We start from the raw sequence: 24,188 nt of genomic DNA on the forward strand, positions 1-24,188 counted from the left end.
ATCGGGTCCAGGGGCGGAACCCCGCGAGGGGCTGGGGCGGCAGCCCTCGATCGGGTCCAGGGGCGGAACCCCGCGAGGGGCTGGGGCGGCAGCCCCGCAGGGGTCCGGGGGCAGAGTCACGCGCGGGGGTGCGGGGGGCAGCAGCCCTGGGGGGCCGGGGGCGAAGCCCCGCCGGGGTCCGGGGGCGGAGTCCCTGGTGGGGTTGGAAGGGCGGAGCCCCTGGTGGGGTTGGAAGGGCGGAGCCCCTGGGATGGGGGTGGGTAGGGGCGGCGGGGGCGAGGGGCGTTGCTGCGGCCGCGGCCTACAGGAACGCCAGGTTCACGATCCAGAAGCTCGCGGCAGCCACCAACGCCGCCGCCGGCATCGTGATGAACCACCCCATGACGATGTTCTTGGCGACGCCCCAGCGAACCGCGTTCACCCGCTTCGTCGCCCCGACACCCATGATCGCCGAAGTGATGACATGCGTCGTCGAGATCGGCGCCTTGAAGAGAAACGCCGTGGCGAACATGATCGACGCCCCCGTCGTCTCCGCGGCGAACCCCTGCGGCGGATCCAGCTCAATGATCTTGCGCCCGAGCGTCCGCATGATGCGCCACCCACCGGCGTACGTACCCAGCGACAGCATCACCGCACAGACGATCTTCACCCACACCGGGATCGGGTCGTCCGACTTCTGGACGTCACCGATGACGAGCGCCATCACCACGACACCCATCGTCTTCTGGGCGTCCTGCAGACCGTGCCCGAGCGCCATCCCCGCCGCGGACACCGTCTGCGCGATACGGAACCCCCGCTTGGCCTTGTGCGGATTGGCCCGCCGGAACAGCCACATGATCGCGCACATGACCAGATAGCCGACGATCAGACCGACGACCGGCGAAAGGAACATCGGGATGATGACCTTGTCCACGACCCCGGACCACAACACCTTCGTACCGCCCGCGAGCGCGGCCCCCACCAGTCCCCCGAACAACGCGTGCGAGGAGGACGACGGAAGCCCGAAGTACCAGGTGACCAGGTTCCAGACGATCGCCCCGACGAGCGCGGCGAAGAGGATTCCCATCCCCTTCGACCCCTCGGGCGTCGCGATCAGCCCCTTGCTGACGGTGTTCGCCACCCCGCTCCCGAGGAACGCACCGGCGAGGTTCATCACCGCGGCCATGGCGAGCGCGGCCCGCGGGGTCAGCGCCCGCGTGGACACCGACGTGGCGATGGCGTTCGCCGAGTCGTGGAAGCCGTTCGTGTACGTGAATCCGAGCGCGACCAGAATGGTCACGACCAGCGCAAAGGTGTCCACGAAGTTCAGGACTCCTTGACGGCGATGGTCTCCACCGTGTTCGCCACATGTTCGAACGCGTCGGCCGCTTCCTCCAGCACATCCACGATCTGCTTGAGCTTCAGGACCTCGATGGCGTCGTACTTGCCGTTGAAGAGATGGGCGAGCAGCTTGCGGTGGATCTGGTCGGCCTGGTTCTCCAGCCGGTTGACCTCGATCCAGTACTCGGTGAGGTTGTCCATCGTCCGCAGGTTCGGCATGGCCTCGGCCGTCAGCTCGGCGGCCCGGGCCAGTACCTCGATCTGCTGTTCCACGCCCTTGGGGAGCTCCTCGACCTGATACAGCACAACCAGGTCGACGGCCTCCTCCATGAAGTCCATGATGTCGTCGAGGGACGAGGCCAGGTTGTAGATGTCCTCGCGGTCGAACGGCGTGATGAAGGAGGAGTTCAGCTGGTGGAAGATCGCGTGAGTGGCGTCGTCACCGGCGTGTTCGGCGGCCCGCATGCGCTCTGCGATCTCGGCCCGAGCGGAGGCGTCCGCCCCGAGCAGTTCCATCAGGAGTTTCGAGCCCGTGACGATGTTGTCCGCGGAGGCGGAGAACATGTCGTAGAAGCTCGTCTCCCTGGGGGTCAGACGAAAGCGCACTTGAGGTCCTCGGGGTCCTTTTGTTCGGTCAGGCTGATGCTAGGCGCATCATCCGGCCACGGCTAACCGGCCGTCCCCCAGTGTCGCCCATCAGGCACAGTGGTCAGCACAGGGTCCGGTCCCGGCATCCGGCAAGGGCCCTATACCCAGCAAAGTTCGTTACCATATACCCACCAGGGGTATATATACCGGACCATCAGGAGGACGCGATGACGACCACCGAGGCCGGCGCGACGGCGCCCTCCGACAGGGCCGAATCGGCTCAGGACGTCCAGGACATTTCGAACATCCAGGCCCCCACCGAGACCGAGGAAGCCGGGAGCGACGGAACTGGGAGCGACGGAACCGGGAGCGAGGACGTCGCGGGCGGGGGAGCCGAGGCCGGAGGCGTCGAGGCCGGAGCCGTCGTCACCGACCACGACCGCGGCATCCACGGCTACCACAAGCAGAAGGGCGAGCACCTCAAGCGGCTAAGGCGCATCGAGGGCCAGATCCGCGGTCTGCAGCGGATGGTCGACGAGGACGTCTACTGCATCGACATACTCACCCAGGTCTCCGCCTCCACGAAGGCCCTCCAGTCCTTCGCACTCCAGCTCCTCGAGGAACACCTGCGCCACTGCGTCGCGGACGCGGCCCTCAAGGGCGGCGAGGAGATCGACGCGAAGGTCGAGGAGGCCACGAAGGCGATCGGCCGCCTGCTGCGCACATGACACACGCACACGGGGGGATACCGAAGCGCGCACGTGAAGCGGGCCTACTCCCCCGTGCCGCTCCCCCGGGTGCGCTCTTCGGCGACCTTCAGTACCTCGTCGATGCTCTCCAGGCTGAGCCGCTCCTCGTGAGCGGCCGAGGCCGCGATGATCAGGTCGCCGCACAGCTCGATCTCGGCGAGGGCCACGTGGTCCTGAACTGCCGTACCGCCGACCGGAGCCACGTGCATCACCTCTTCCTGCCGTCACCGACTTCCTAGAGTAGGGAGCGGCCTACACACCGCGCATGGCACGGAAGGGCCATTTCCAGCCCTCAACTCCTCCTCATACACGGACCGGCAGCCACGCCGACGGACGGACGTCTACGGCTCCGCGATCTTCCCCGCGAAGATGTCCTCGGGTTCCGGCAGCCGTACGCGGGCGGGGACCCCGAAGTCGTACAGCAAGGTCGTCGAGGCGACCGCGACGGTGCCCTTCTGCCGCCCGTTGATGAAGCTGAACCGGTTCCGGAGCTTGCGGACGCGCCCCTGGTCGTCGAGGTAGGCGTCGAACGGGACTTCGGCCGTGGCGAACCCTTTCGCCGCCGCCGCGAGTGCCTTCCGGTTCCCCCGCGAGGCGCTCCGCGCGGCGATGTCCAGGTCGGCGGTCCCGCGATAGTGCCGCACCGGCGTCCCGGCCACCTCCGTCCTCCCCATGTACGTCGCCGTCCGCGCGCCCCGCAACAACTCCGCCGCGGCGAAGGGGTCGGTGGCGCCGCCGGTCACGAGATTTCCGTCGGAGAGGGTGGCCGTGTCGACGCGGACCCATTTGTCGGCGGGCACACCGGCTCCGCGGTTCTTCATGAACAGGGCTCCCGGGGCGAGGAGTTCGGTGATCGGCCGGTGCTCGACGGCGCCCGCGGGATCCTGCGGCAGCAGCACCTTCAACTGCCCCAGCTGCTTCTTGAAGTCGTAGACACCCTGGCCGCGGATGGTGACCCGGGTCCCGCCGGTGGCCATCTCCATCGACGTGCGGGTCTTGGCGCTGCCGGCGCGCTCCAGAGTGGCGGCGGCCCGGTGCAGTACCTCGACGGAGGTGACGCCCTCACGCGCGTCCTCGGCGCCGGCCCGGCCGACGGAACATCCGCCGACGCAGACCATGAGCCCCGCCACCGCGACCGCGACCGCGACGAAGCCCGTGCCCGTCCGACTCTGCTGCTGCGCCACCATCGTCCGCCGACCCCCAGCCGGTCCGTCCCGGGCCTCCTGTCGTTCCGGTTAACGACGGGTAGGGACGGCCGTCACGCGGCGGCGATTCATTTGCTTGCCTTGGGTAACGTTGTCGGTGTGGCGCAGCCGGAGGAGACCCATCCCGTCCAGGAACACCGGACGACAACCATCGAGCAGGGTCGCTTCTGTCTGGCGCGCTGCACCTGCGGCTGGCGAGGCCCGGCCCGCCGCGCCCGCAGCCTGGCCCGCACCGACGCCGAGGGCCACATGGAGAGCACCCCGCTCGCATAGCGCCCCGTAAGCGGCGTGACGAACCTCTCGCCCAGCCTCAGCCGAAAAGACCCACCCCAGGTTCAGGATGGGGCGAGATCCGCGCGGGATCACGGTCACGTCCCGGTTCCGTCCCGCGCCCGTCCGCCGCGGAACCCCCAGGACCCGGCACACGTCTCGTCCCACGCACGGGAAGCAACAGGAGGCGCACATGCAACGGCGTACGTTCATCGGTGGCGGCGCGGCCGCACTCGCGGCGGCGGCCACGGCCGGGTGCAAGGGCAAGAGCAGCGGGGGCAAGGCGGCGGCCACGGAGACGGCCGGCACCTCGATACGCACGGCCACCACCAGCACGGGCACCGGCACCGGCACCGGCACAGCCGCCCACGCCGCCGCCAACTGGACGGCCCTCGCCAAGGACCTCGACGGCGCCCTGGTCCGCCCCGGCGACCGCAGCTGGACGGCGGCCCACCAGCTGTACAACACCCGCTTCGACTCCCTGAAGCCCACCGCCGTCGCGTACGTCGCCCACGCGGACGACATCCGTACGACCATGGCCTACGCCCGCGCCCACAACATCCCGCTGTCGATCCGCAACGGCGGCCACTCCTATGCGGGCTGGTCCTCCGGAAACGGCCGGCTGATCCTGGACGTGTCCAAGCTCAACACGATCCGGGCGTCCGCGAACGAGGCGGTGGTCGGCGCCGGTTCCAAGCTGATCGACGTCTACCGGGCGCTCGCCGCGAAGGGCGTCACGATCCCGGCCGGCTCCTGCCCGACGGTCGGCGTCTCGGGTCTGACCCTCGGCGGCGGCCACGGCGTGGTGTCACGGGCGTACGGCCTGACCTGCGACAGCCTCACCCAGGCGACGCTGATCACGGCGGACGGCAAGCAGCTCGTGGCGAACGCGAGCGAGAACAAGGACCTCTTCTGGGCCCTGCGCGGCGCCGGCAACGGCAACTTCGGTGTCGTCACCGAGCTCCGCTTCAAGACGCACGCCGCCCCGCAGGCCGTGTCGGCGTACCTGACCTGGCCCTGGGCGAAGGCCGCCGCCGTGGTGAAGGCCTGGCAGGAGTGGGGCCCCGGCCAGCCGGACGAGATCTGGTCCTCGCTCCACCTGGAGAACGGCAGCGGCACCCCCACCGTCGCCGTGGCCGCCTTCTCCCTCGGCACGTACGGCGAACTCCAGAACGCCGTGGACCGCTTGGCCACCAAGATCGGCGCCCCCGCGCGCAGCGTCTCGCTCAAGAAGCACACGTACAAGGAGTCGATGGAGGCGTACGCGGGCTGCTCCTCCTTCCCCACCGAGGCCCAGTGCCATCTGCCGGGCTCGACGCCGGGCCGCTCCCCGCAGGGTGCCCTCAGCCGCGATACGTTCGCGGCCCGCTCGGACTTCTTCGACCGGTCCATCTCCGCGGCCGGCATCCAGACACTCCTGAACCAGATCTCCTCGGTCCGCGGCGGCGCCGGCAGCATCGCGCTCACCGCGCTGGGCGGTGCGGTCAACCGGGTCTCGCCGACCGCGACGGCCTTCGTGCACCGGCGTTCCCGGATGCTCGCCCAGTACTTCGCCTCCTGGGGCGCCGGGGCCTCCGGCACCACGGTCCAGTCCTGGCTGACCTCCGCCCACTCGGCGATGGCCCCCTACTCCTCCGGTGCCGCCTACCAGAACTACACGGACGCGAGCCTCACCAACTGGCGCAAGGCGTACTACGGCGACGCGGCGACCCGCCTCGCGGCCCTGAAGAAGCAGTACGACCCGAACCGCTTCTTCACCTTCCCCCAGGCGCTCTGAGCGCCCCGTAGGGGAAGCGCCCCGAGAACACCCTGTAGGGGAGCGCTACGCCGCGAGGTCCGGCTCCTCGGGCCGCTCCGCCCGCGCCTCCGGAATCAGCGCCTCCTGCCCCGCACGCCCCGCGCTCCGCGCCCGGATCAGCCATCCGGCGCGCGGCGAGCGCTCCACGGCCTTCATCACCGGGGTCAGCAGGGCCATGGCGAGCGGGGACAGCAGCAGGGCGACGGCGGTGCCGAGGGCGAAGCCGCCGATGACGTCCGTCGGGTAGTGCACACCCATGTAGACCCGGCAGAAGCCTTCGAGCAGTGCGATCCCTATCCCGGCGAGCCCGAACTTCCGGTTCGCGACGAACAGCCCGACGCCGATCGCCATGGTGAGGGTCGCGTGGTCGCTCACGAAGGAGAAGTCGGTCTTGCCACTGACCAGGACGTCGAGCCCCTGGTGGTCCACGAAGGGGCGGGGTCTCTCCACGAAGCCCCGTATCGGCACGTTCACGAGCACCGCGACGCCGGCCGCGAGGGGCGCCCAGACGAGTGCGGCCACCGACGCGGCGGCGTTCTCGTCGCCGCGCCGCCGCACGGTCCACCAGCACCACAGCACCAGCAGGACCATGGCGAGCAGCAGCCCGTACTCGCCGACGAACTCCATGCCGCGGTCGAACCAGTGCGGCGCGTCCTTGGCGAGGCCGTTGATGTCGTACAGCAGGTCCACGTCGGGGTTCGAACCGGATTCGGCGAGTCCAGCCATGGTGCTGCGGCCCCTTCGTCGTCTTTCCGCGGGCGCAGCCTTTCGTGCGCCGCCCGATCCACCCCCGTGGTCGTAGATCAGCTCTACGTCAACAGGAACGCACATTCCCCCTCAGTACGTTCCACCCTCCACCGAATGATCACGCAGACGTTATCGAAGAGAGATACATCGCCGCAGCTCAGGGGTGGGATCAAACCGTCGTCGGCAACGCTTTCGCGCCATCTTCGGTCACGCGCGTGGCGCCGAAGTAGTCGGGGGTGTCGATGGGGTCGAAGCGGATGACGGCACCCGTTCGCGGTGCGTCGATCATGTACCCGCCACCCACATAGATACCGACGTGCCGAATGGCCCGCGAGTTGGTGAGGTCGTCGGAGAAGAACACCAGATCGCCCGGAAGCAGTTCCGCGCGCGCGGGGTGTGCTCCGGCGTTGTACTGGTCGTTGGCGACGCGCGGCAGGGTGACTCCGACGCTCTCGTACGCCGCCTTGGTCAGACCCGAGCAGTCGAAGCGTCCACCCTGGTCAGCGGTTCCGTTGCCGCCCCACAGGTAGGGCGTGCCGAGCTTCTTCTGCGCGTAGTAGATCGCCGCGGCGGCCTGCTGCGAGGGATCCACCCGGCTCACCGGCCGCGCGAAGCTCTTCTCCAGAGTCGTGATCGTCTTCACATAATTCTGGGTCTCCTTGTACGGCGGCACGCCCCCGTACTTGATGACCGCGTAGGCCCCCGCGTTGTAAGCGGCGAGCATGTTCTCCGTGACGTTCCCGGGCGCGTCCTTCACATAGGACGCGAGCTTGCAGTCGTAGGAGGCCGCCGACGGAATCGCGTCATTCGGGTCCCATACGTCGCGCTTGCCGTCCCCATTGCCGTCGATTCCGTGCGTGGCCCAGGTGCCGGGGATGAATTGCGCTATCCCCTCCGCCGCCGCCGGACTCTTGGCGTTCGGGTTGAACCCGCTCTCCTGATACAGCTGTGCGGCGAGCAGTGCCGGATTGATCGCGCCGCACAGATTGCCCCACTTCTGTACGAGCGTCTGGTACGCGGCCGGCACGGCGCCCTTGGCGAGACCGACCGATCCGCCGCCGACCCCGTTGGCGAGGTTCCCGGCCACCATGTAGACGCCGACGACCAGCGCCGACATGAAGGCGAGTCCCACCCCGGCGACGGCGGTCACCACGACCCACGTCTTACGCACCGTCAACCGCCCCTCGCCGCCCGGGAGTCCGCCGGACGTCAGTCTAGAGGCGACCCCTGCGTGAGGAAACGATCACACACGACAAGAAACGGGGGCGCGAAGTGCGCCCCGAACCCCTACCGCACACTCCGATGCCCTCCCGCACACTCCGAACCCGTCCCGCGCGCCCCTAACCCGTCCCGGCGCGCCCCTAACCCGCCTTGCGCGCCGCCTTGTACAGCGTCGCGGCCTCTTTCCCGAGGACGATGCTGAACGAGACGTCGTCGGTGTCCCCGCCCGCCTCGTGGCCGCCGATGACCCCGACGACCGCCCCGTCGCCGTTCACCCAGGGGCTGCCGCTGGTGCCGCCGGCGAAGGCGGGGCACTCGATGCGCTGCTGGGTGCGGCTGTGGACGGTCGGTTTGTTCGTACAGGTGATCGGCGCGTCGAGGGTACTGGGGTAGCCGGTGACCGTGACGGCGGTGGCCCCGGTCTCCCGCCCCGTGGCGAGGGCGTTCCCGCCGACGACGTCCTCGATGCCCTTCGCGCCCTGCTTGGCGACCTCGGCGAAGGCGACGTCGCTGTCCTCGTCCTGACCGCCGGTCCAGGCGTCACCGACGAAGGTCTTCTTGACGTCCCAGATCCCGTACGGCGCCTTGCCGTCCCGATAGCCCGGGACAAACCGCAATTTTCCGCCCCCGTCAAGACAGTGTGCGGCGGTCACCAGGAGGTCCCGCTTCTCGCTGTGCACGACGGAGGCGGTGCAGAAGTGCCCGCTCAGGCCGTCACCCGCGCCGAACAAGGCGCCCACACGGGCGCTCGCCTTGTTCGTGTCGGCCTGCACGGTCACGCCGAACGGCCCGGGGCCGTCATCGGCGGACGCCACGGACGCGGACGTGACGGCCAGCATCACGACCACGACGAACAAAGCGTTCCGCCGGTTGCCGGGGGGACGAGTGGTGCGCTTCATCGGTTCACACTCTGGCCCACGGAATTAAGAAAAATCCTGGAACCACACTGAGAATCTCCTATGAGTCACCGGTGGGAGCCAACGGAGTCACGACGGCAGGTCCACCGTACGGCCCATCCCCGGCCCTCGCACACACACTCGACCCTCCACATTTCCCCCCACATTGCCCACAGCCTGTGGACGAACATCGCCGAACCCGGCCGGGACTTGCGGATCCGACGGTTCGAACGGCTCGAACGGCTCGAACGGTTCTGACGGTTCGGAGGGGGCGAGGCGCTCAGGTAAGAAAGTAGTGGCCAGCGGTAAACTCATTCACCGGTTTGCAGGCACCGGGTTGACCACCACTCGTCCGGGCGACCGGTGGCATCCAGGAGACGGAGGCGCCCGTGAGGAGCAACCCGACAGGTCGCCAACTCCGCTTCGGCGCGGAGCTGCGCAAACTCCGGGAGCGCGCGGGCCTGACCGCCACCGGGGCCGGTCAGCTCATGGGCATCAAGCAGACCCAGGTCAGCAACATGGAGGCCGGGCGTGTGGGCGTGAGCGCCGAACGGGTGCGCGCGCTCGCCTGCCACTACGACTGCTCGGACAAGGCCCTCGTCGACGCGCTCAGCACCATGACCACCGAGCGCTCGCGCGGCTGGTGGGAGGAGTACCGCGAGATCCTGCCCGCCGCTCTGCTGGACCTCGCCGAGGTGGAGCACCACGCCAGCCGGCTGCGTACCGCGGCCACGATGCACGTCCCGGGCCTGTTCCAGACCACCGATCACGCCCGTGAGCTGTTCCGGCACGTCGTGCCCGAGCTCTCACCACCGGAGATCGAGCACCGGGTGTCGTTCCGCGTCAAGCGCCAGACCGTCCTCTTCGAAGACGCCCCGACCACTCTGGTGGCGATCATCCACGAGGCGGCCCTGCGCATGCGGTTCGGCGGCCTCACCGTGGCCAAGTCCCAGTTGCGGCATCTGCTGGACATGAGCGAGCGGGACCACATCACCCTCAGGGTGATCCCGTTCACCACCGGATCCTTCCCCGGTTCCGGCCAGTCGGTCCTCTACGCCGGCGGACCGGTCCCCCAGCTCGACACCGTGCACCTCGACCAGTCCCACGGTCCGGTGCTCCTCGACGCCGAAGCCCAGTTGCAGATGTACCGCGCCCTCCTCGACCGGATGGAATCGGTGTCCCTCGCGCCCGAACACTCGCGAGACTTCATCCACAAGCTGATCCACGATCTGTGAAAGGGACCGAGACACCCACCGCCACGCCCGCCACCTTCCACGCCCGCCTCCTCACCCCTAAGGAAGCCTCCCGTGGCTGACATCCCCCCGGACCTCCACTGGGTCCGCGCCGCCCCGGACGACGCGTCCGGCCCCGGCCCCTGGATCGAACTCGCCTTCGGCGCCGACGACCTGGTCCACATCCGCGAAACCAGCGACCCCACCAACATCGTCACTACCACTCAGAAGAAGTGGGACGCCTTCGTCCTGGGCGTACAGGCGGGCGAGTTCGACCACTTCGTGGAAGGACTGGAGGACGAGAGATCTTAGGGACCACGACAACACGCCGCACCCTGCTCACCGCGGCCACCACCACCGCCGCCGCCCTCGCGCTCGGCGCGGGACCGGCGTACGCGGAGGATCCCCGACACCGGGACACCCGCACCCGGCTGCGAGAGCTGGAGGCGCGACACGGGGCGAGGATCGGCGCGTTCGCGTACAACCTGAGGACGAAGGCCACCGTGCGCCACCGCGCGGCGGAACGCTTCCCCATCTGCTCGGTGTTCAAGACGCTCGCGGCGGCGGCCGTGCTGCGGGATCTGGACCGGCACGGGGAGACACTCGCCCGGCGCATCCACTACACGGTGGCGGACCTGGCCGGGTACTCACCGAAGACGGGTGAGCCGGAGCACCTGGCAGGCGGCATGACCGTCGGGGAACTGTGCGGCGCGGCGATCCGCTACAGCGACAACACGGCGGCCAACCTGCTGCTCCGCGAGCTGGGCGGCCCTACGGCGATCACGCGCTTCTGCCGCTCGCTCGGGGACCCGAAGACCCGCCTGGACCGCTGGGAGCCGGAGCTGAACACGGCGGAGCCCTGGCGGGTGGAGGACACGACCACCCCGGGTGCCATCGCCGGCACGTACGCCCGGCTCGTCCTCGGCGACGCGCTCCACTACCGGGACCGCGACCGCCTGACGACGTGGCTGCTCGGCAACACCACCAGCGGCGACCGTTTCCGCGCGGGCCTGCCCGAGGACTGGACGATCGCCGACAAGACCGGCACCGGCGACTACGGCACCAGCAACGACGTGGGCATCGCCTGGACCCCGGACGGAGCCCCCGTGGCCCTCGCCGTCCTCAGCACCAAACCCGCGCAGGACGCCGCCGCGGACAGCCCCCTCGTCGCCGCCACGGCCTCGGTCCTGGCCGCGGCCGTGGGCTGACGCGAGCCCCCGGGACAGTCGGCGGCCCCCCGTCGTCACTCGGCCGGCGCCGCCCCCGTGTACGCCGCGGTCGTACGATCCGCGGCCCCACGGGCGGCGGCTTCCGCGGTCACCACCCGCGCCTCGCCCGATGCACGACCGATCCGCGAAGCGAGTCAAGCCGACGTCAACTTCCAGCCATCGAGGAGCCATTGAGGGGTAACCCGATCACCCGGGTTCGGTATGGCGGAAGTCAGAATTCCAGACCTCTCTTGTTTGTCGCGTACTCAACAAGCGACTGTCTACGCGGGTCACACGGCCCGGCCGCCGGGGCACCACACCGACGGCGACAGCACCCGCACCGCCCCTGTCAACCTCTCTCAGGAGCTGTACGTTGCGTACTACACCCCCCATACCCCCCACGTCCCCCACACCCGGCGACAGATCGGCCGCACGCACCAACTGGCGCCGCATCGGCTCCGCGGCCGCCGCCACCGCCGCCCTCCTGGTGGCCGGTTTCGGCACCGCCGTCGACGCGAGCGCGGCGGCCGGCACGACCGCGACGAAGACCGTCGCGAGCAAGGCCACCGCCGCCAAGGCCGGTTCCACCAAGGTCACCTGGACCCGTTCCTGTGCCGAGCCGAAGAAGAAGGGGGAGATGGCCTGCAACGCGCTGCGCGTGACCGGCGGCACGACCGCCTTCATGAAGGCCAACGCCCACGCGAACGCCGTCACCCCCAAGGCCGCCGCCGACTCCCCCACCGGCTACGGCCCCAGTGACCTCCAGGACGCCTACGGCCTGACCGACGCCGCCGCCTCCAACGGCTCGGGCAGGACCATCGCGATCGTCGACGCCTACGACGACCCGAACGCGGCCTCCGGCCTCGCCGCGTACCGCTCGTACTACGGCCTGTCGGCCTGCACCGTCGCCAACGGCTGCTTCAGGAAGGTCAGCCAGACGGGCTCCACGACCTCCCTCCCCTCCGCCGACAGCGGCTGGGCCGGCGAGATCTCGCTCGACCTCGACATGGCCAGCGCCGTCTGCCCCAACTGCAACATCACGCTGGTCGAGGCGAAGTCCTCCTCCATGGCCAACCTCGGCACCGCGGTGAACGAGGCGGTCAAGCTCGGCGCGAAGTACGTCTCCAACAGCTATGGCGGCTCGGAGTCCTCCTCCGACACCTCCTACGACAGCTCGTACTTCAACCACCCGGGCGTCGCCATCACGGTCAGCGCGGGCGACGAGGGCTACGGAGCCGAGTACCCGGCCGCCTCCAAGTACGTGACCTCCGTCGGCGGCACCGCCCTCTCCGCGAGCTCCAACAGCCGCGGCTGGACCGAGAAGGTGTGGAACACCAGCAGCACCGAGGGCACCGGCTCCGGCTGCTCCGCCTACGACGCGAAGCCGACCTGGCAGACCGACACCTCCTGCTCGAAGCGCATGATCGCGGACGTCTCGGCCGTCGCCGACCCGGCCACCGGCGTCTCGGTCTACGACACCTACGGCGACGGCACCGGCTGGGTCACCTACGGCGGCACCAGCGCCTCCTCGCCGATCATCGCGAGCGTGTACGCCCTGGCCGGCACCCCGTCCAGCGGCTCGTACCCGGCGGAGTTCCCGTACGGCTCAGCCGGCACGTCCGCGCTCAACGACGTGACGTCGGGCAGCAACGGCTCCTGCTCCACGAGCTACTTCTGCACCGCCAAGTCGGGCTACGACGGCCCGACCGGCTGGGGCACCCCGGAGGGAGTCTCGGCCTTCACCGGCTGATCGCTTCCCTCCGCACGGCACGGAGCCGCCGGGCGACGGATCAAGTGGGGATCCACCGGCGGCGTCTGAGACGGGCCGCGGCAGCCTGCCGCGGCCCGTTCGCCATTGTGCCCAGCCGGTCGGAAACTTTGGCAAATCCCTTGACCCACCTGTGAGTTGAGTCAAGCGGCGCTCAGCCGCAGTCCATCGAGCGGCCATCGAGGAGTAACGCGGCGGCCTCGTTCAGTAATGCGGAAGTCAGGATTCCAGACGGCTCTTGTTGTCACGTACTCAACAAGAGGATGGTCATCGGCGGGCCGCTCGGCCCTCCGCCGGGGACACCGCACCGGCGGCGCACCCGCACTGCCCCTGTCAAACACTCTCAGGAGGCTGTCCGTTGCGTACCTCGAATCCCCAAGAGCCCGCAAGACCCGCCATACGCGGCAGGTGGCGCCGTATCGGAGCGGCCACCGTCGGCACCGCGGCTCTCGTCCTCGCCGGCTTCGGCGCCGCGGGCCCCGCGAACGCCGCCCCGGCAGCCAAGGCCACCTCGACGACCGCCACCACCTCCTCCAAGGTGACGTGGAGCCCGGCCTGTTCCACCCCCGCGAAGGGCCAGATGGCCTGCAAGGCGCTGCGGGTCACCGGCGGCACGACCGCCTTCCAGAAGGCCAACGCCCACGCGGACACCGTCACTCCCAAGGCCGCCGACGCCGCCACCCCGTCCGGGTACGGTCCGAGCAACCTCCAGAGCGCCTACGGCCTGACCTCCGCCGCCGCCTCCAACGGCTCGGGCGAGACGATCGCGATCGTCGACGCGTACAACGACCCGAACGCCGAGGCGGACCTCGCCAAGTACCGCTCGTACTACGGCCTGTCAGCCTGCACCACGGCCAACGGCTGCTTCAAGAAGGTCAGCCAGACCGGCTCGACGACCTCCCTGCCCTCCAGTGACGCCGGCTGGTCCGAGGAGATCTCCCTCGACGTCGACATGGCCAGCGCCATCTGCCCGAACTGCAACATCCTGCTCGTCGAGGCCACCTCCGCCACCATGGCCAACCTCGGCAAGGCGGTGAACGAGGCCGTCACCCTGGGCGCGAAGTACGTCTCCAACAGCTACGGCGGCTCGGAGTCCTCCTCCGACACCTCCTACGACACCTCGTACTTCAACCACCCCGGCGTCGCCATCACCGTCTCCGCCGGTGACTCCGCCTACGGCGCCGAGTACCCGGCCGCTTCCAAGTACGTGACCTCCGTCGGCGGCACCGCCCTGTCCACCAGCTCCAACAGCCGCGGCTGGACCGAGAGCGTCTGGGAGACCAGCAGCACCGAGGGCACCGGCTCCGGCTGCTCCGCCTACGACGCGAAGCCGACCTGGCAGACGGACACCGGCTGCTCGAAGCGGACCATCGCCGATGTCTCGGCCGTCGCCGACCCGGCCACCGGCGTCTCGGTCTACGACTCCTACGGGGTCACGGCCGGCTGGTACACCTTCGGCGGTACGAGCGCGTCCTCGCCGATCATCGCCGGCGTGTACGCCCTCGGCGGCACCCCCTCCAGCAGCTCCTACCCGGCGTCCTTCCCCTACGCGTCGGCCGGCACCTCGGCCCTCAACGACGTCACCTCCGGCAGCAACGGCAGCTGCGGCTCCAGCTACCTGTGCACCGCGAAGTCGGGCTACGACGGCCCGACCGGCTGGGGCACCCCGGAGGGAGTCTCGGCCTTCACCGGCTGACCCGCCGGAGAAACGTAAAGCCCCCGAAAGCACGGGAAATCGGGGGGAACTGCCGGGAAAGCGGGGGGAACTGCCGGGGAGGACGTGGGGATCCTCCGGCAGTGCGGGGAACGGGCCGCGGCAACCAGCCGCGGCCCGTTTCCGTGCGCCACGGCGACGGGGATAGCCTTCGGGGCAGCGGCCACGCGTCCACATCGGGCGGACGCGCGACCCGGAGAACATCGGCTCGACAACCCGTCAGAAACGCGACGGGCACGCAGGGATGCTGCGAGGAGCGGCGGGGCGACCGCCCCGCACTCGTCGTAGAAGGGGTTAACGACGGAACCACACCACAGGTTCCGGTTCGACTTCATTGCCCGGCGTGACCAGCCGTGATACACAGAGTGACCATACGACTCTTTGCATACCGTCGCACGCCTCCCGAAAGGGGCCCGCGTACGCCGGTGACAAGGGATTCGTACGAAAACCGCCAATCAATGACGCCAAGTCGACATACGACAGCGGCATTGTCGGCGAGAATGGGCCCGACCTCTGCGCACAGTGGCAGGGGGTGCAGAACTACCCACTAGGGGCGGTGACTTACATGCTTTTCGCAGCCGACAAGGGCGACATCACCACAATCATCGGCGGAATCGCCCCGGACTGGGGTCCCTTCGGCAGCCTGGGCAACGAGGCCAAGACGATGATCCAGGTCGTGATGGCCGTCGCCATCCTGCTCTGCCTCGGGATCGCGATCTGGGGAGCGGCGAAGCAACGCATCGGAGCGACGGCGCTCCGCGACACGTTCAGCGCCGAACAGGGCAAGGGTCTGATCATCGCGGGCCTCACCGGAGTCTTCATCATCGGCTCCCTCGGCACGCTCTTCACCATCGTGTACGGCATGGCCGTCTAGCTTCGGCCGGGCACCCGGCTCCTCACCTCATCTCCTCCTTTCCTGTCCGACCCACCCGTCCGTCGTGCCCACCGGCTGAGGTTGCGTTTCCCTGATGTCGAGTCACCACACCGCGTCCGCGCGGGAACCAGCACGGCTACCGTCGTACTACGCGGTTCAGGAAGAGGTTGAGGGGGCGTACGCGACATGAGTCTCGGTGACGAACCCGGATACGGGGACGGCTCCCGCGGCGACGACGGCGGATACGGGGGGACGGGCCAGACCCGGACCCGCCTCCCCGACCGCCCCGGAGACGTCTACGGCGGCGCCCGCCGCGGCCGATCCTCCTCGCGGAGCCTGGTGACGGTGGTCGGCGTCGTCGTCCTCCTCATCGCGGCCATCGCCTTCGCGAACCGTGGAGGAGACGATTCCTCTTCCTCCTCCGGAACCGGCAACGGAGGCGGCAACGCCACCAGAACGTCCCCCACGGCCCCCTCGGGCCAACGCCCGGTGGACACGAACACGGGGGGCATCCCCACGGGGTTCGCACACAGCGAGCAGGGTGCGCAGAGCGCGGCGGCGAACTACGCGGTCGCGCTGGGGTCGACGAGCATGTTCCAGAAGGCCAGTCGGCACAGTCTGGTCGACACCCTCTACACCTCCGCCGCGGCCGGCCGTCTCCAGGGCCCGCTGGACGACGCCTACTCGACAAACTTCCTCAACAAACTGGGACTCGACGCGGCCGGCAACGCGCCGCAGGGCAGCACCTTCGTCTCCCGCACGATCCCCGTCGGCAGCAAGGTCGAGCAGTACAGCGCCACCGACGCCAAGGTGTCGGTCTGGTACCTGGGCCTCATCGGAATGTCCGCGCAGAACTCGACCGACCCCGTCACCTCGACCTGGAAGACGTGGACCTTCGAGCTCCAGTGGTCCGGCGGGGACTGGAAGATCGTCACCGACTCGCAGAAGGACGGCCCCGCCCCGGTCCCCGGCGACGACAAGGCCGCCACCTCCGACGAGATCAGCAAGGTCATCGAGGAGTACGGAGGGTTCACTTATGCCCGGTAGCCCGCGCCGTGTACTCAGGCTCACCGGCGCCGTCGCGGCCGTACAGACCGCGGTTGTTCTGCTGGCGTCCCATGCCTACGCCGCTCCACCGAGCCCGACGCCGAACTCGAGCCCCGGTCCCAGTGCAAGCGCGAGCGCCTCGACCGACTCGTGCAAGCTCATCGTCGGCGAGGCCAAGAAGTACTGCGAAAAGGGCAGCACCAACGGCGGTACCCCCGACCCCGGTACCACGTCCACGCTCGACCCCCTCTCCTCGCTGGCCAAGGGCTGCGCCGAGGCCGCGTCCTGGACCATCGACAAGCTCTCCGCGGCGGTCAAGGACACGGCGAACGTCGACTTCACGAACCAGAAGTTCCTCCAGCAGTACGCCGTGGTCTTCGCGGCGTCCACCATCCTCACCCTCCTCCTGTGGCTGCTGGCCGTGGCGAAGCGGGCGGTACGAGGCGTCCCCCTCGGCACCGCGATCTCCGAGGCGATCGGCTTCCTCTGGCTCACGGTGCTGGCGTCGGCGTTCACCCCGCTGATCCTCTACACCGTCGTCTCGGCCAGCGACGGCGTCACCGACGTCCTCGCCAAGACCACCGGCAACCAGACCGACACCTTCTTCGGCACCTTCTCCGGCGCCCTCGCCAAGGGCGAGAACATCGGCGGCGGCCCGATCATGCTGATCGTCGTCTCCCTGGTGTCGATCCTGGCGGCAGGCGTCCTGTGGCTGGAGCTCGTCATCCGCGCCGCCCTGCTGTACGTCGGCGCCCTGCTCGGCACCGTGGTCTACGCCGGGCTCGTCGACAAGAACCTGTGGGGCCACGTCCGCCGCTGGGCCGGCATCATGATCGCCGTCATCCTGGTCAAACCGGTCATCGTGATCGTGCTGGGTCTCGCCGGCGCGCTGTCGACCAACGGCGGCCCGGACTCCTTCTCCGCCGTCGTCTCCGGCCTCGCGATCATCCTGCTCGCCATCTTCGCCAGCGCGATGATCTACCGCTTCGTCCCCGGCTTCGGCGACGAGATCGCAGGCGGCCGCAACAACCGCATCATGCAGGGCGCCGAAGGCAAGGCCGCAGCCGTGATCAGCTCCCCCGCCACCCTGGTCGCCCAGGGCATCAAGACCCACAGCACCCGCGCCGACAACAACGGCGGAGGCGGCGCAGGCGGCGGCAACAGCCAGCCGCGCCCCGCGAACCCCGTCTCCGGAGGCGTGTCCGCCCACAGCACCCGTACGCCGAACGGAGGCGGCGGATCTGTCCCCTCCGCCGCACCCCCACCACGTACCGGCAACACCCGCAACAGCAGCAGCAACCGCACGGGAGGTGAAGGGCGTTGACGACCGATTCCCACGTGTCCCATCCGGTCACGCCCCGCCGTACATATCTGATCGGCCGCGCCCGGCCGAACGCGATCGTCGGCCGGAACCGCGAGTCCGGCGAGATCGCGCTCATCATCGCGGGCGCGTTCCTCGGCATGATGTGCGGCTTGCTCGTCCCCGTCCTGTCCCTGCGGATCGTGCTGCTGATGGGCTTCCCGCTGGTGGCCATCGCCGCGGTGTACGTCCCGTACAAGCGCCGCACGTTCTACAAGTGGTTCGAGATCAACCGCAGTTACAAGCGCAACCTGCGCCGCGGCACGGCGTACCGCAGCAGCGTCCAGGAGGCCGGTACACGCCTCGACGGCAAGGAGGTCGAGATCGGGCCGCCGCCCGGCATCGGCCGGATCTCCTGGCTCGCGGCCCCCTTCGGCCCCGACGAGATCGCCGTACTCCTGCACGCCGACCGCCGCACCGTCACCGCCGCGATCGAGATCGAGGGCCCGGGCGTCGGCCTGCGCGACAGCGAGGACCAGGAGGCCCTCGTCGACCGCTTCGGCACGCTGCTCAAGCACGTGGCGAACGGCGACGGCTTCGTCACCCGCCTCCAGATGCTCGCCCGCACCCTCCCCGCCGACCCGGACGCCCACGCCAAGGACGTCTCCCAGCGCGGGGACGAGAAGGCACCGGCCTGGCTCCAGCAGTCCTACGACCAGCTCCAGTCCATGGTGTCCACCAGCAGCGAGCAGCACCGCGCCTACCTCGTCGCGTGCATGCACTACAACCGTGAACTCGCCGCCGAGGCCCAGGCCATGGCGCGCGCCGCCCGTCCCCAGGGCGGCAAGAAACTGGACCGCGACGCCGGGCTCGCCGTCGTCATGGCCCGCGAGCTGACCGACATCTGCTCGCGCCTCCAGGAAGCCGACATCCGCGTACGCCAGCCGCTCGGTCAGGGGCGCCTGGCCTCCCTCGTGCACTCCATGTACGACCCCGACCACCCGATCGACCACATCCAGGCGATGACGAAACGTAATGCCTGGCCCGCCGAGCTCGACGCCATGGAACCCACCTACCTCCAGGCGAAGACCCGCGAGTCCTCCACCCGCGCCCCCTGGTGCCACGCCACGGCCTGGGTGAAGGAATGGCCGATGACCCCGGTCGGCGTGAACTTCCTGGCCCCGCTCCTGGTCCACACCCCGGACGTCATCCGCACCGTCGCCGTCACGATGGACCTCGAACCCACCGAGGTCGCCATCGAGCGCATGCTGACGGAGAAGACGAACGACGACGCCGAGGCCAGCCGCCAGTTGAAGATGAACCGCACGGTCGACCCCCGCGACATCGCCTCCCACAACCGCCTGGACCAGCGCGGCGAGGACCTCGCGAGCGGCGCGGCGGGCGTCAACCTCGTCGGCTACATCACGGTCAGCTCCCGCTCCCCGGAGGCCCTCGCCCGCGACAAGCGCACCATCCGCGCCTCCGCCGGAAAGTCGTATCTGAAGCTGGAATGGTGCGACCGCGAGCACCACCGTGCCTTCGTCAACACACTGCCGTTCGCCACCGGAATCCGCAGGTAGGAGCTGATGTTCTGATGCGGGATCCGCTGTCCGCCGCGACAGACGCCTTCACGGGCTTCCTCTTCGGCAAGGTCGAGACGACCCGCCTGCCGGTCCGCACCTCCACGGGCCAGGCCCAGGCGGTCTATCTGCCGACCGCCGCACCCGGCCTCGGCGACTCGGGCGTCATCATCGGGCGCGAGGTGTACTCCGGGAAGGGCTACATCTACGACCCCTTCCAGCTGTACGGCCAGCAGCTCCCCGCGCCGCACTGGCTGGTGCTCGGCGAGTCCGGCAACGGCAAGTCGGCGCTGGAGAAGACCTACGTCCTGCGCCAGCTGCGCTTCCGCGACCGCCAGGTCGTCGTGCTCGACGCACAGGGCGAGGACGGCGTCGGCGAGTGGAACCTCATCGCGGAAGAGCTGGGAATAACGCCCATCCGCCTGGACCCGACAGCGGCCCTGGACATGGGCATCCGCCTCAACCCGCTCGACCCGGCGATCACGACGACGGGCCAGCTGGCCCTGCTGCGCACGATCATCGAGGTCGCGATGGGCCACGGCCTCGACGAGCGGTCCGGCTTCGCCCTCAAGGTCGCGCACGCCTATGTCAACGAGACGATCGTCGAGCGCCAGCCCGTACTGATGGACATCGTCGAGCAGCTACGGCACCCCGAGCCGGAGTCGGCCGAGGCGATGAACGTCGCCATAGACGACGTACGGGCGTGGGGCCTTGACGTCGCCCTGGTCCTCGACCGTCTGGTCGACGGTGACCTCAGGGGCATGTTCGACGGCCCCACGACCGTGGGCATCGACCTCGACGCCCCGCTCATCGTCTTCGACCTGTCCCACATCGACCGCAACTCCATCGCCATGCCGATCCTGATGGCGATCGTCGGCGTGTGGCTGGAACACACCTGGATCCGCCCCGACCGCAAGAAGCGCATCTTCCTGGTGGAGGAGGCGTGGCACATCATCAACAGCCCCTTCGTGGCCCAGCTCTTCCAGCGCCTGCTGAAGTTCGGCCGACGCCTGGGCCTGTCCTTCGTGGCGGTGGTCCACCACCTGTCCGACGTGGTGGACGGCGCGGCGGCCAAGGAGGCGGCCGCGATCCTGAAGATGGCGTCCACCCGCACGATCTACGCCCAGAAGGCGGACGAGGCACGGGCGACGGGCCGGGTGATCGGCCTGCCCCGGTGGGCCGTCGAGATCATCCCGACCCTGACCCCCGGCATCGCCGTCTGGGACGTCAACGGCAACGTCCAGGTGGTCAAACACCTCATCACCGAGACCGAACGCCCCCTCGTCTTCACCGACCGCGCCATGACCGAGTCCTCCGCCGACCACCTCGCCGACGACGCGCTGCGTGCCGCCGAACTGGAGGCCGAGGAACGCGCCGCGGCCTTCGTGGAGCAGCACCTCGCCGATCTCGACGGTTCGTCCGAGTCCACGGTGGCGTGAGATGAGCCGGAACGCGCGGGACCGCCGCAAGGCGGAGAGCGAGGGCGGCATCCCGGACGGCCTGCTGGTCGGGGTGCTCGCCTTCCTGCTCGGCATGACCTTCCTGATCTGGTCGGCCACGGGGCTCGCCGGATGGTTCGCCCACGGCGCCTGGCCGAACACGGTCACCTTCGCCCGGACGCCCCTGGCCCTGCGGCATCTGATCGGGCACCCGCACGACGTGACGGGCGCCTGGCCGGACACCCCCGCGGACCAGCTCTCGGGATACGGGCTCTTCTGGGGCCTGTTCATCGGCCAGCTGATGGTGCTGGTCGTGCTGACCATCTTCGTGATGGGGACGTGGGTACGGTGGCGTACGGTCCGGGCGAGACGGAAGGCGGGGGCGTACGCGAGACCGACGCCGGCGCCGATCCCCGCTCCGGTACCTGAACCAACCCCGGCGCAACTTGAGGTTCCGGTGCAGCGCCCGGCGCCGGCACCGACGGAGCTGCCACCCGCAGAGACGGAACCGCAGCAGCCCGCCTCGGCCACCTTGGCAGCGGACAGTCAACGGGTGGCTGGGTGGGAAAGAAATCGCGCCACAGCCGCGCTCATCCTCGCACCACCGGCAACCCGCCACACCACCGCAACTCAAGCCGTACGAGACGCGGACGGCCCCGCCCTGGTGGTCACCTCCAACCCCGCCATCTGGTCGGAGACCAAGGACGCCAGAGCCAAACTCGGCCCCGTCCTCCTCTACGACCCCTCCCACCTCTGCGACACCCCGGCCCGCCTCCACTGGTCCCCCTCCACCGGCTGCGAGGACAAGGCGACGGCCGCGTCAAGAGCCACCGCCCTCCTCGGCCCCGTCCGCCCCACCGCCAAGGTCGACCAGGCCATGGCAGACGTCGCCGAAACGCTCCTGCGCAGCTATCTGCACGCCGCCGCGGTGGAGGGCAAGGCCTTCCGCCACGTCCACCGCTGGGCCCAGGGCAGCCAGGTACAGGACGCCGTACGAGCCCTCCGCACGAACCCCAAGGCTGCCTCCGGCGCGGCGGGCGAACTCGAGGCCGCCCTCAGCTCGCACCCGGAACGCCGCGACATAGCGCAGGAGTTGACGGCCCGCGCCCTGTCCGCCCTCTCCACGGTCAACGTCCGCGAATCCTGCACCCCGAACCGAAGTGACTCCCTCACACTGGATTCCTTCGTCAACGAAGGGGGCACGCTCTATGTGGTCGGTGAACCCATCGAGGACCCCAAGGCGACCCCCGGCACGATGCCGCTCCTGACGGCCCTCGCCTCAAGCGTGGTCGAGCGCGGCCGGCGCATGGCCGAACGGTCATCCTCCGGTCGCCTCGACCCACCACTTACGCTCGTCCTGGACGACGTCGCCGCGGTGGCCCCGCTCCCCCAGCTCCCGGAGCTGCTCGCCACCGGAGCCGACCAGGGCCTGCCCACCCTGGCCCTCCTCCGCTCCCAGGAACAGGCCAGGGCCCGCTGGCCCCAGCACGAACTCCCCGTCTGACCACGCGTAGGACCGACGACACCCAGTACCTGGCGGCACCTACGGCCTGGCGATCACAAACTCCAGATCCCGGGTCCCCTCGTTCCCCTCGGATGCCACAGATCCCCCGGTCGGCACGAACCCCGCCTTGCGGTAGAAGGCCTCGGCGCGCCCGTTCTTCTCGTGCACGAACAGCCGTACACGCTCAAGCCCGCGCTCCCAGGCCCAGGCGAGTGCGCCGTCGACGAGCGCGTCCGTCACACCGCTCCCCCGGTGCTCGGCCCGCACGAAGACACCCACCAGATGCCCCTGCTCCTGCTCGATCACGGCATCGAAGAAGTCCCGCTGCCCGGCCTTCTCGACCAGCATGACCACGGAGCCGCCCCACACCCCGTCCGGTCCGACCGCGACGAACTGCCGCGCCCCGTCCCCCTCGGCGGCCCCTGCCGCCCGTTCCTGCCAGAACGAGTCGGGCCGGGCCGCCGCCTGCTCGTAGGTCTCCAGGAACGCGAGATGCGCCACGGGGTCCTTCAGGGCGGCAAGCCGCAACTCCTTGACCGCGGGCCACTCGTCGGCGCCTATGGAGCGAATTGCATGGTTCATGGAGCCCACCGTAGTCTCCGCGTCCGACGCCGCTCATCTCAATTCCACCCTGCCGATCCCCGCCGTCCGGGACCCCGTCATGCTCTTCCCTGTACTCACATTGATCCCAGGGGAGAAAGCCGCATGACCAAGGTCCAACTAGAGGAACTCCGCGAGGTCATCCACCCCGCGGGCAAGCTGGAGAGCAGGGCGGAACACTGGGCCGGCCGCCTTTACATGCGATCGCTCTCCCTGCGGGTGACCCGCCAGATGCTGGGCACCCGCGTCTCGCCGAACCAGATCACGACGGTCATGGTCCTCGCGGGCGTACTCTCCGGAGTCGCCCTGGTCGTCCCCGGCCTGGGCGGCGCCGTACTGTCCGTCCTCTTCATGCAGTTGTATCTGCTGCTGGACTGCGTGGACGGCGAAGTGGCCCGCTGGCGACGCCAGTTCAGCCCGCTCGGCGTCTATCTGGACCGCCTCGGCGCCTACCTGGCCGACGCCGCCGTCATGGTCGGCATGGGCATCCGCGCCGCCGAACTCGGCCTGAACCTCTACCTGGTGGCCGGCCTGGCGGCCGCGATCGGCGTGCTGCTCCTGAAGTCGTCCTCCGACCTCGTCCACGTGGCCCGCTCCGACAGCGGCATGGAGAAGGCCACCGACCAGTCCGTCGTTCCGCGCTCCAGCGGCCTCGCCCGGGTCCGCCGCCTCACCTCCGCGGTCGGCCTTCACCGCCTGGTCAACGGCATCGAGTGCACCATCCTGCTGCTCGTGACGGCGATCGTCGACCTGGCGCTCGGCGACCTGACGGCGACGAAGATCGTGACCGTGGCCGTGACGGCGATCGTCTGGCTGCTCGTCCCCGCGCACATCGTCTCGATCGTCGCGTCGTCCCGCCTGAAGTAACCGAGCGAGGGGCACACAGGGCCGAACAACAGCCCCGTGTGCCCCTCGCGGATGCGTGTCTGGCACTCAAGGCAGCGGGACGGCTGTAAACCGGCACAAAAAAGGGGCCTCTCCAATCGAGAGGCCCCAAAAAAATTGATCCCGAACGCAGAAAACCCCCGTACCAATTTCCCGGTACGGGGGTTCTCCCTAAAATTTGTTCGGCGGCGTCCTACTCTCCCACAGGGTCCCCCCTGCAGTACCATCGGCGCTGTGAGGCTT

General features: G+C 69.4%; 23 protein-coding genes. 15 read left to right on the forward strand and 8 right to left on the reverse strand.

The genetic code is table 11. The annotated features are described in order from the left end of the window. Positions 1–301 precede the first annotated feature (301 nt). Both ABZ656_RS43025 and ABZ656_RS43030 read right to left on the reverse strand, forming a co-directional pair. Positions 302–1,300, reverse strand: a complete 999-nt coding sequence (locus ABZ656_RS43025) for an inorganic phosphate transporter (RefSeq protein WP_101404244.1) — start codon at positions 1,298–1,300, stop codon at positions 302–304. Between the two features lie 5 nt (positions 1,301–1,305). Next, positions 1,306–1,926, reverse strand: a complete 621-nt coding sequence (locus ABZ656_RS43030) for a DUF47 family protein (RefSeq protein WP_054232360.1) — start codon at positions 1,924–1,926, stop codon at positions 1,306–1,308. Between the two features lie 287 nt (positions 1,927–2,213). On the opposite strand from ABZ656_RS43030, the gene ABZ656_RS43035 reads away from it, so the two are divergent. Then, positions 2,214–2,636: a metal-sensitive transcriptional regulator gene (locus tag ABZ656_RS43035; protein WP_360275970.1), complete on the forward strand. Its 423-nt coding sequence runs from the start codon at positions 2,214–2,216 to the stop codon at positions 2,634–2,636. Positions 2,637–2,680: 44 nt separating this feature from the next. Here ABZ656_RS43035 and ABZ656_RS43040 read toward each other — a convergent pair whose 3' ends face one another. Together ABZ656_RS43040 and ABZ656_RS43045 are read right to left on the reverse strand one after the other, a co-directional pair. Continuing rightward, positions 2,681–2,866 (reverse strand): hypothetical protein, encoded by a 186-nt coding sequence (locus tag ABZ656_RS43040; protein ID WP_067371445.1) that lies wholly within the window; start codon positions 2,864–2,866, stop codon positions 2,681–2,683. 132 nt (positions 2,867–2,998) lie between these two features. Continuing rightward, a complete protein-coding gene (locus ABZ656_RS43045; protein ID WP_360275938.1) occupies positions 2,999–3,844 on the reverse strand; it encodes a hypothetical protein in 846 nt (281 codons plus the stop codon). A gap of 117 nt (positions 3,845–3,961) precedes the next feature. Here ABZ656_RS43045 and ABZ656_RS43050 point away from each other — a divergent pair, with 117 nt between their 5' ends. Beyond that, positions 3,962–4,135 (forward strand): hypothetical protein, encoded by a 174-nt coding sequence (locus ABZ656_RS43050; protein ID WP_180362431.1) that lies wholly within the window; start codon positions 3,962–3,964, stop codon positions 4,133–4,135. 190 nt (positions 4,136–4,325) lie between these two features. Continuing rightward, entirely contained in the window at positions 4,326–5,909 is a 1,584-nt protein-coding gene (locus ABZ656_RS43055; protein ID WP_360275943.1) for an FAD-binding oxidoreductase, read from the forward strand. Positions 5,910–5,954: 45 nt separating this feature from the next. Here ABZ656_RS43055 and ABZ656_RS43060 read toward each other — a convergent pair whose 3' ends face one another. The 3 genes from ABZ656_RS43060 to ABZ656_RS43070 all read right to left on the reverse strand — a co-directional run bounded on the left by ABZ656_RS43060 (position 5,955) and on the right by ABZ656_RS43070 (position 8,797). Further along, entirely contained in the window at positions 5,955–6,656 is a 702-nt protein-coding gene (locus tag ABZ656_RS43060; RefSeq protein ID WP_360275946.1) for a phosphatase PAP2 family protein, read from the reverse strand. 190 nt (positions 6,657–6,846) lie between these two features. Continuing rightward, complete coding sequence (locus ABZ656_RS43065) at positions 6,847–7,848, reverse strand: bifunctional lytic transglycosylase/C40 family peptidase (RefSeq protein WP_101407987.1); 1,002 nt, start codon at positions 7,846–7,848, stop codon at positions 6,847–6,849. A gap of 190 nt (positions 7,849–8,038) precedes the next feature. Then, positions 8,039–8,797 carry a trypsin-like peptidase domain-containing protein gene (locus ABZ656_RS43070; RefSeq protein ID WP_101404239.1) on the reverse strand — a complete coding sequence of 253 codons (759 nt, stop codon included), beginning with the start codon at positions 8,795–8,797 and terminating at the stop codon, positions 8,039–8,041. 386 nt (positions 8,798–9,183) lie between these two features. On the opposite strand from ABZ656_RS43070, the gene ABZ656_RS43075 reads away from it, so the two are divergent. From ABZ656_RS43075 to ABZ656_RS43125, 11 genes are all read left to right on the forward strand, one after another. Further along, positions 9,184–10,029, forward strand: coding sequence for a helix-turn-helix transcriptional regulator (locus ABZ656_RS43075; protein WP_360275951.1), 846 nt, complete (start codon positions 9,184–9,186; stop codon positions 10,027–10,029). Positions 10,030–10,101: 72 nt separating this feature from the next. Further along, positions 10,102–10,338 (forward strand): DUF397 domain-containing protein, encoded by a 237-nt coding sequence (locus tag ABZ656_RS43080; RefSeq protein WP_360275954.1) that lies wholly within the window; start codon positions 10,102–10,104, stop codon positions 10,336–10,338. Then, complete coding sequence (gene bla / locus ABZ656_RS43085; RefSeq protein ID WP_101407986.1) at positions 10,332–11,234, forward strand: class A beta-lactamase; 903 nt, start codon at positions 10,332–10,334, stop codon at positions 11,232–11,234. The genes ABZ656_RS43080 and bla overlap by 7 nt, the downstream gene beginning before the upstream one ends. A 391-nt stretch (positions 11,235–11,625) precedes the next feature. Further along, entirely contained in the window at positions 11,626–12,984 is a 1,359-nt protein-coding gene (locus ABZ656_RS43090; protein ID WP_360275974.1) for a S53 family peptidase, read from the forward strand. A 376-nt stretch (positions 12,985–13,360) separates the two neighbouring features. Continuing rightward, positions 13,361–14,698 carry a S53 family peptidase gene (locus ABZ656_RS43095; protein WP_101404236.1) on the forward strand — a complete coding sequence of 446 codons (1,338 nt, stop codon included), beginning with the start codon at positions 13,361–13,363 and terminating at the stop codon, positions 14,696–14,698. Positions 14,699–15,281: 583 nt separating this feature from the next. Further along, positions 15,282–15,590 carry a hypothetical protein gene (locus ABZ656_RS43100; protein ID WP_054232206.1) on the forward strand — a complete coding sequence of 103 codons (309 nt, stop codon included), beginning with the start codon at positions 15,282–15,284 and terminating at the stop codon, positions 15,588–15,590. A 186-nt stretch (positions 15,591–15,776) separates the two neighbouring features. Beyond that, a complete protein-coding gene (locus ABZ656_RS43105) occupies positions 15,777–16,637 on the forward strand; it encodes a hypothetical protein (RefSeq protein ID WP_360275958.1) in 861 nt (286 codons plus the stop codon). After that, positions 16,627–17,961: a hypothetical protein gene (locus tag ABZ656_RS43110; protein WP_360275961.1), complete on the forward strand. Its 1,335-nt coding sequence runs from the start codon at positions 16,627–16,629 to the stop codon at positions 17,959–17,961. The genes ABZ656_RS43105 and ABZ656_RS43110 overlap by 11 nt, the downstream gene beginning before the upstream one ends. 14 nt (positions 17,962–17,975) lie before the next feature. Next, a complete protein-coding gene (locus tag ABZ656_RS43115; protein ID WP_101407984.1) occupies positions 17,976–19,517 on the forward strand; it encodes an SCO6880 family protein in 1,542 nt (513 codons plus the stop codon). Between the two features lie 14 nt (positions 19,518–19,531). Further along, positions 19,532–20,956: an ATP-binding protein gene (locus ABZ656_RS43120; protein ID WP_067371420.1), complete on the forward strand. Its 1,425-nt coding sequence runs from the start codon at positions 19,532–19,534 to the stop codon at positions 20,954–20,956. Position 20,957: 1 nt separating this feature from the next. After that, positions 20,958–22,460 carry a type VI secretion protein gene (locus ABZ656_RS43125; RefSeq protein WP_360275964.1) on the forward strand — a complete coding sequence of 501 codons (1,503 nt, stop codon included), beginning with the start codon at positions 20,958–20,960 and terminating at the stop codon, positions 22,458–22,460. Between the two features lie 39 nt (positions 22,461–22,499). On the opposite strand, the gene ABZ656_RS43130 is transcribed toward ABZ656_RS43125, so the two are convergent. Continuing rightward, positions 22,500–23,042: a GNAT family N-acetyltransferase gene (locus ABZ656_RS43130; protein ID WP_360275967.1), complete on the reverse strand. Its 543-nt coding sequence runs from the start codon at positions 23,040–23,042 to the stop codon at positions 22,500–22,502. 123 nt (positions 23,043–23,165) lie between these two features. Here ABZ656_RS43130 and ABZ656_RS43135 point away from each other — a divergent pair, with 123 nt between their 5' ends. Next, positions 23,166–23,927: a CDP-alcohol phosphatidyltransferase family protein gene (locus ABZ656_RS43135; RefSeq protein ID WP_101404231.1), complete on the forward strand. Its 762-nt coding sequence runs from the start codon at positions 23,166–23,168 to the stop codon at positions 23,925–23,927. Positions 23,928–24,188 lie beyond the last annotated feature (261 nt).

This window comes from Streptomyces sp. NPDC007095, assembly GCF_040634475.1.
Classification (GTDB): Bacteria; Actinomycetota; Actinomycetes; order Streptomycetales; family Streptomycetaceae; genus Streptomyces.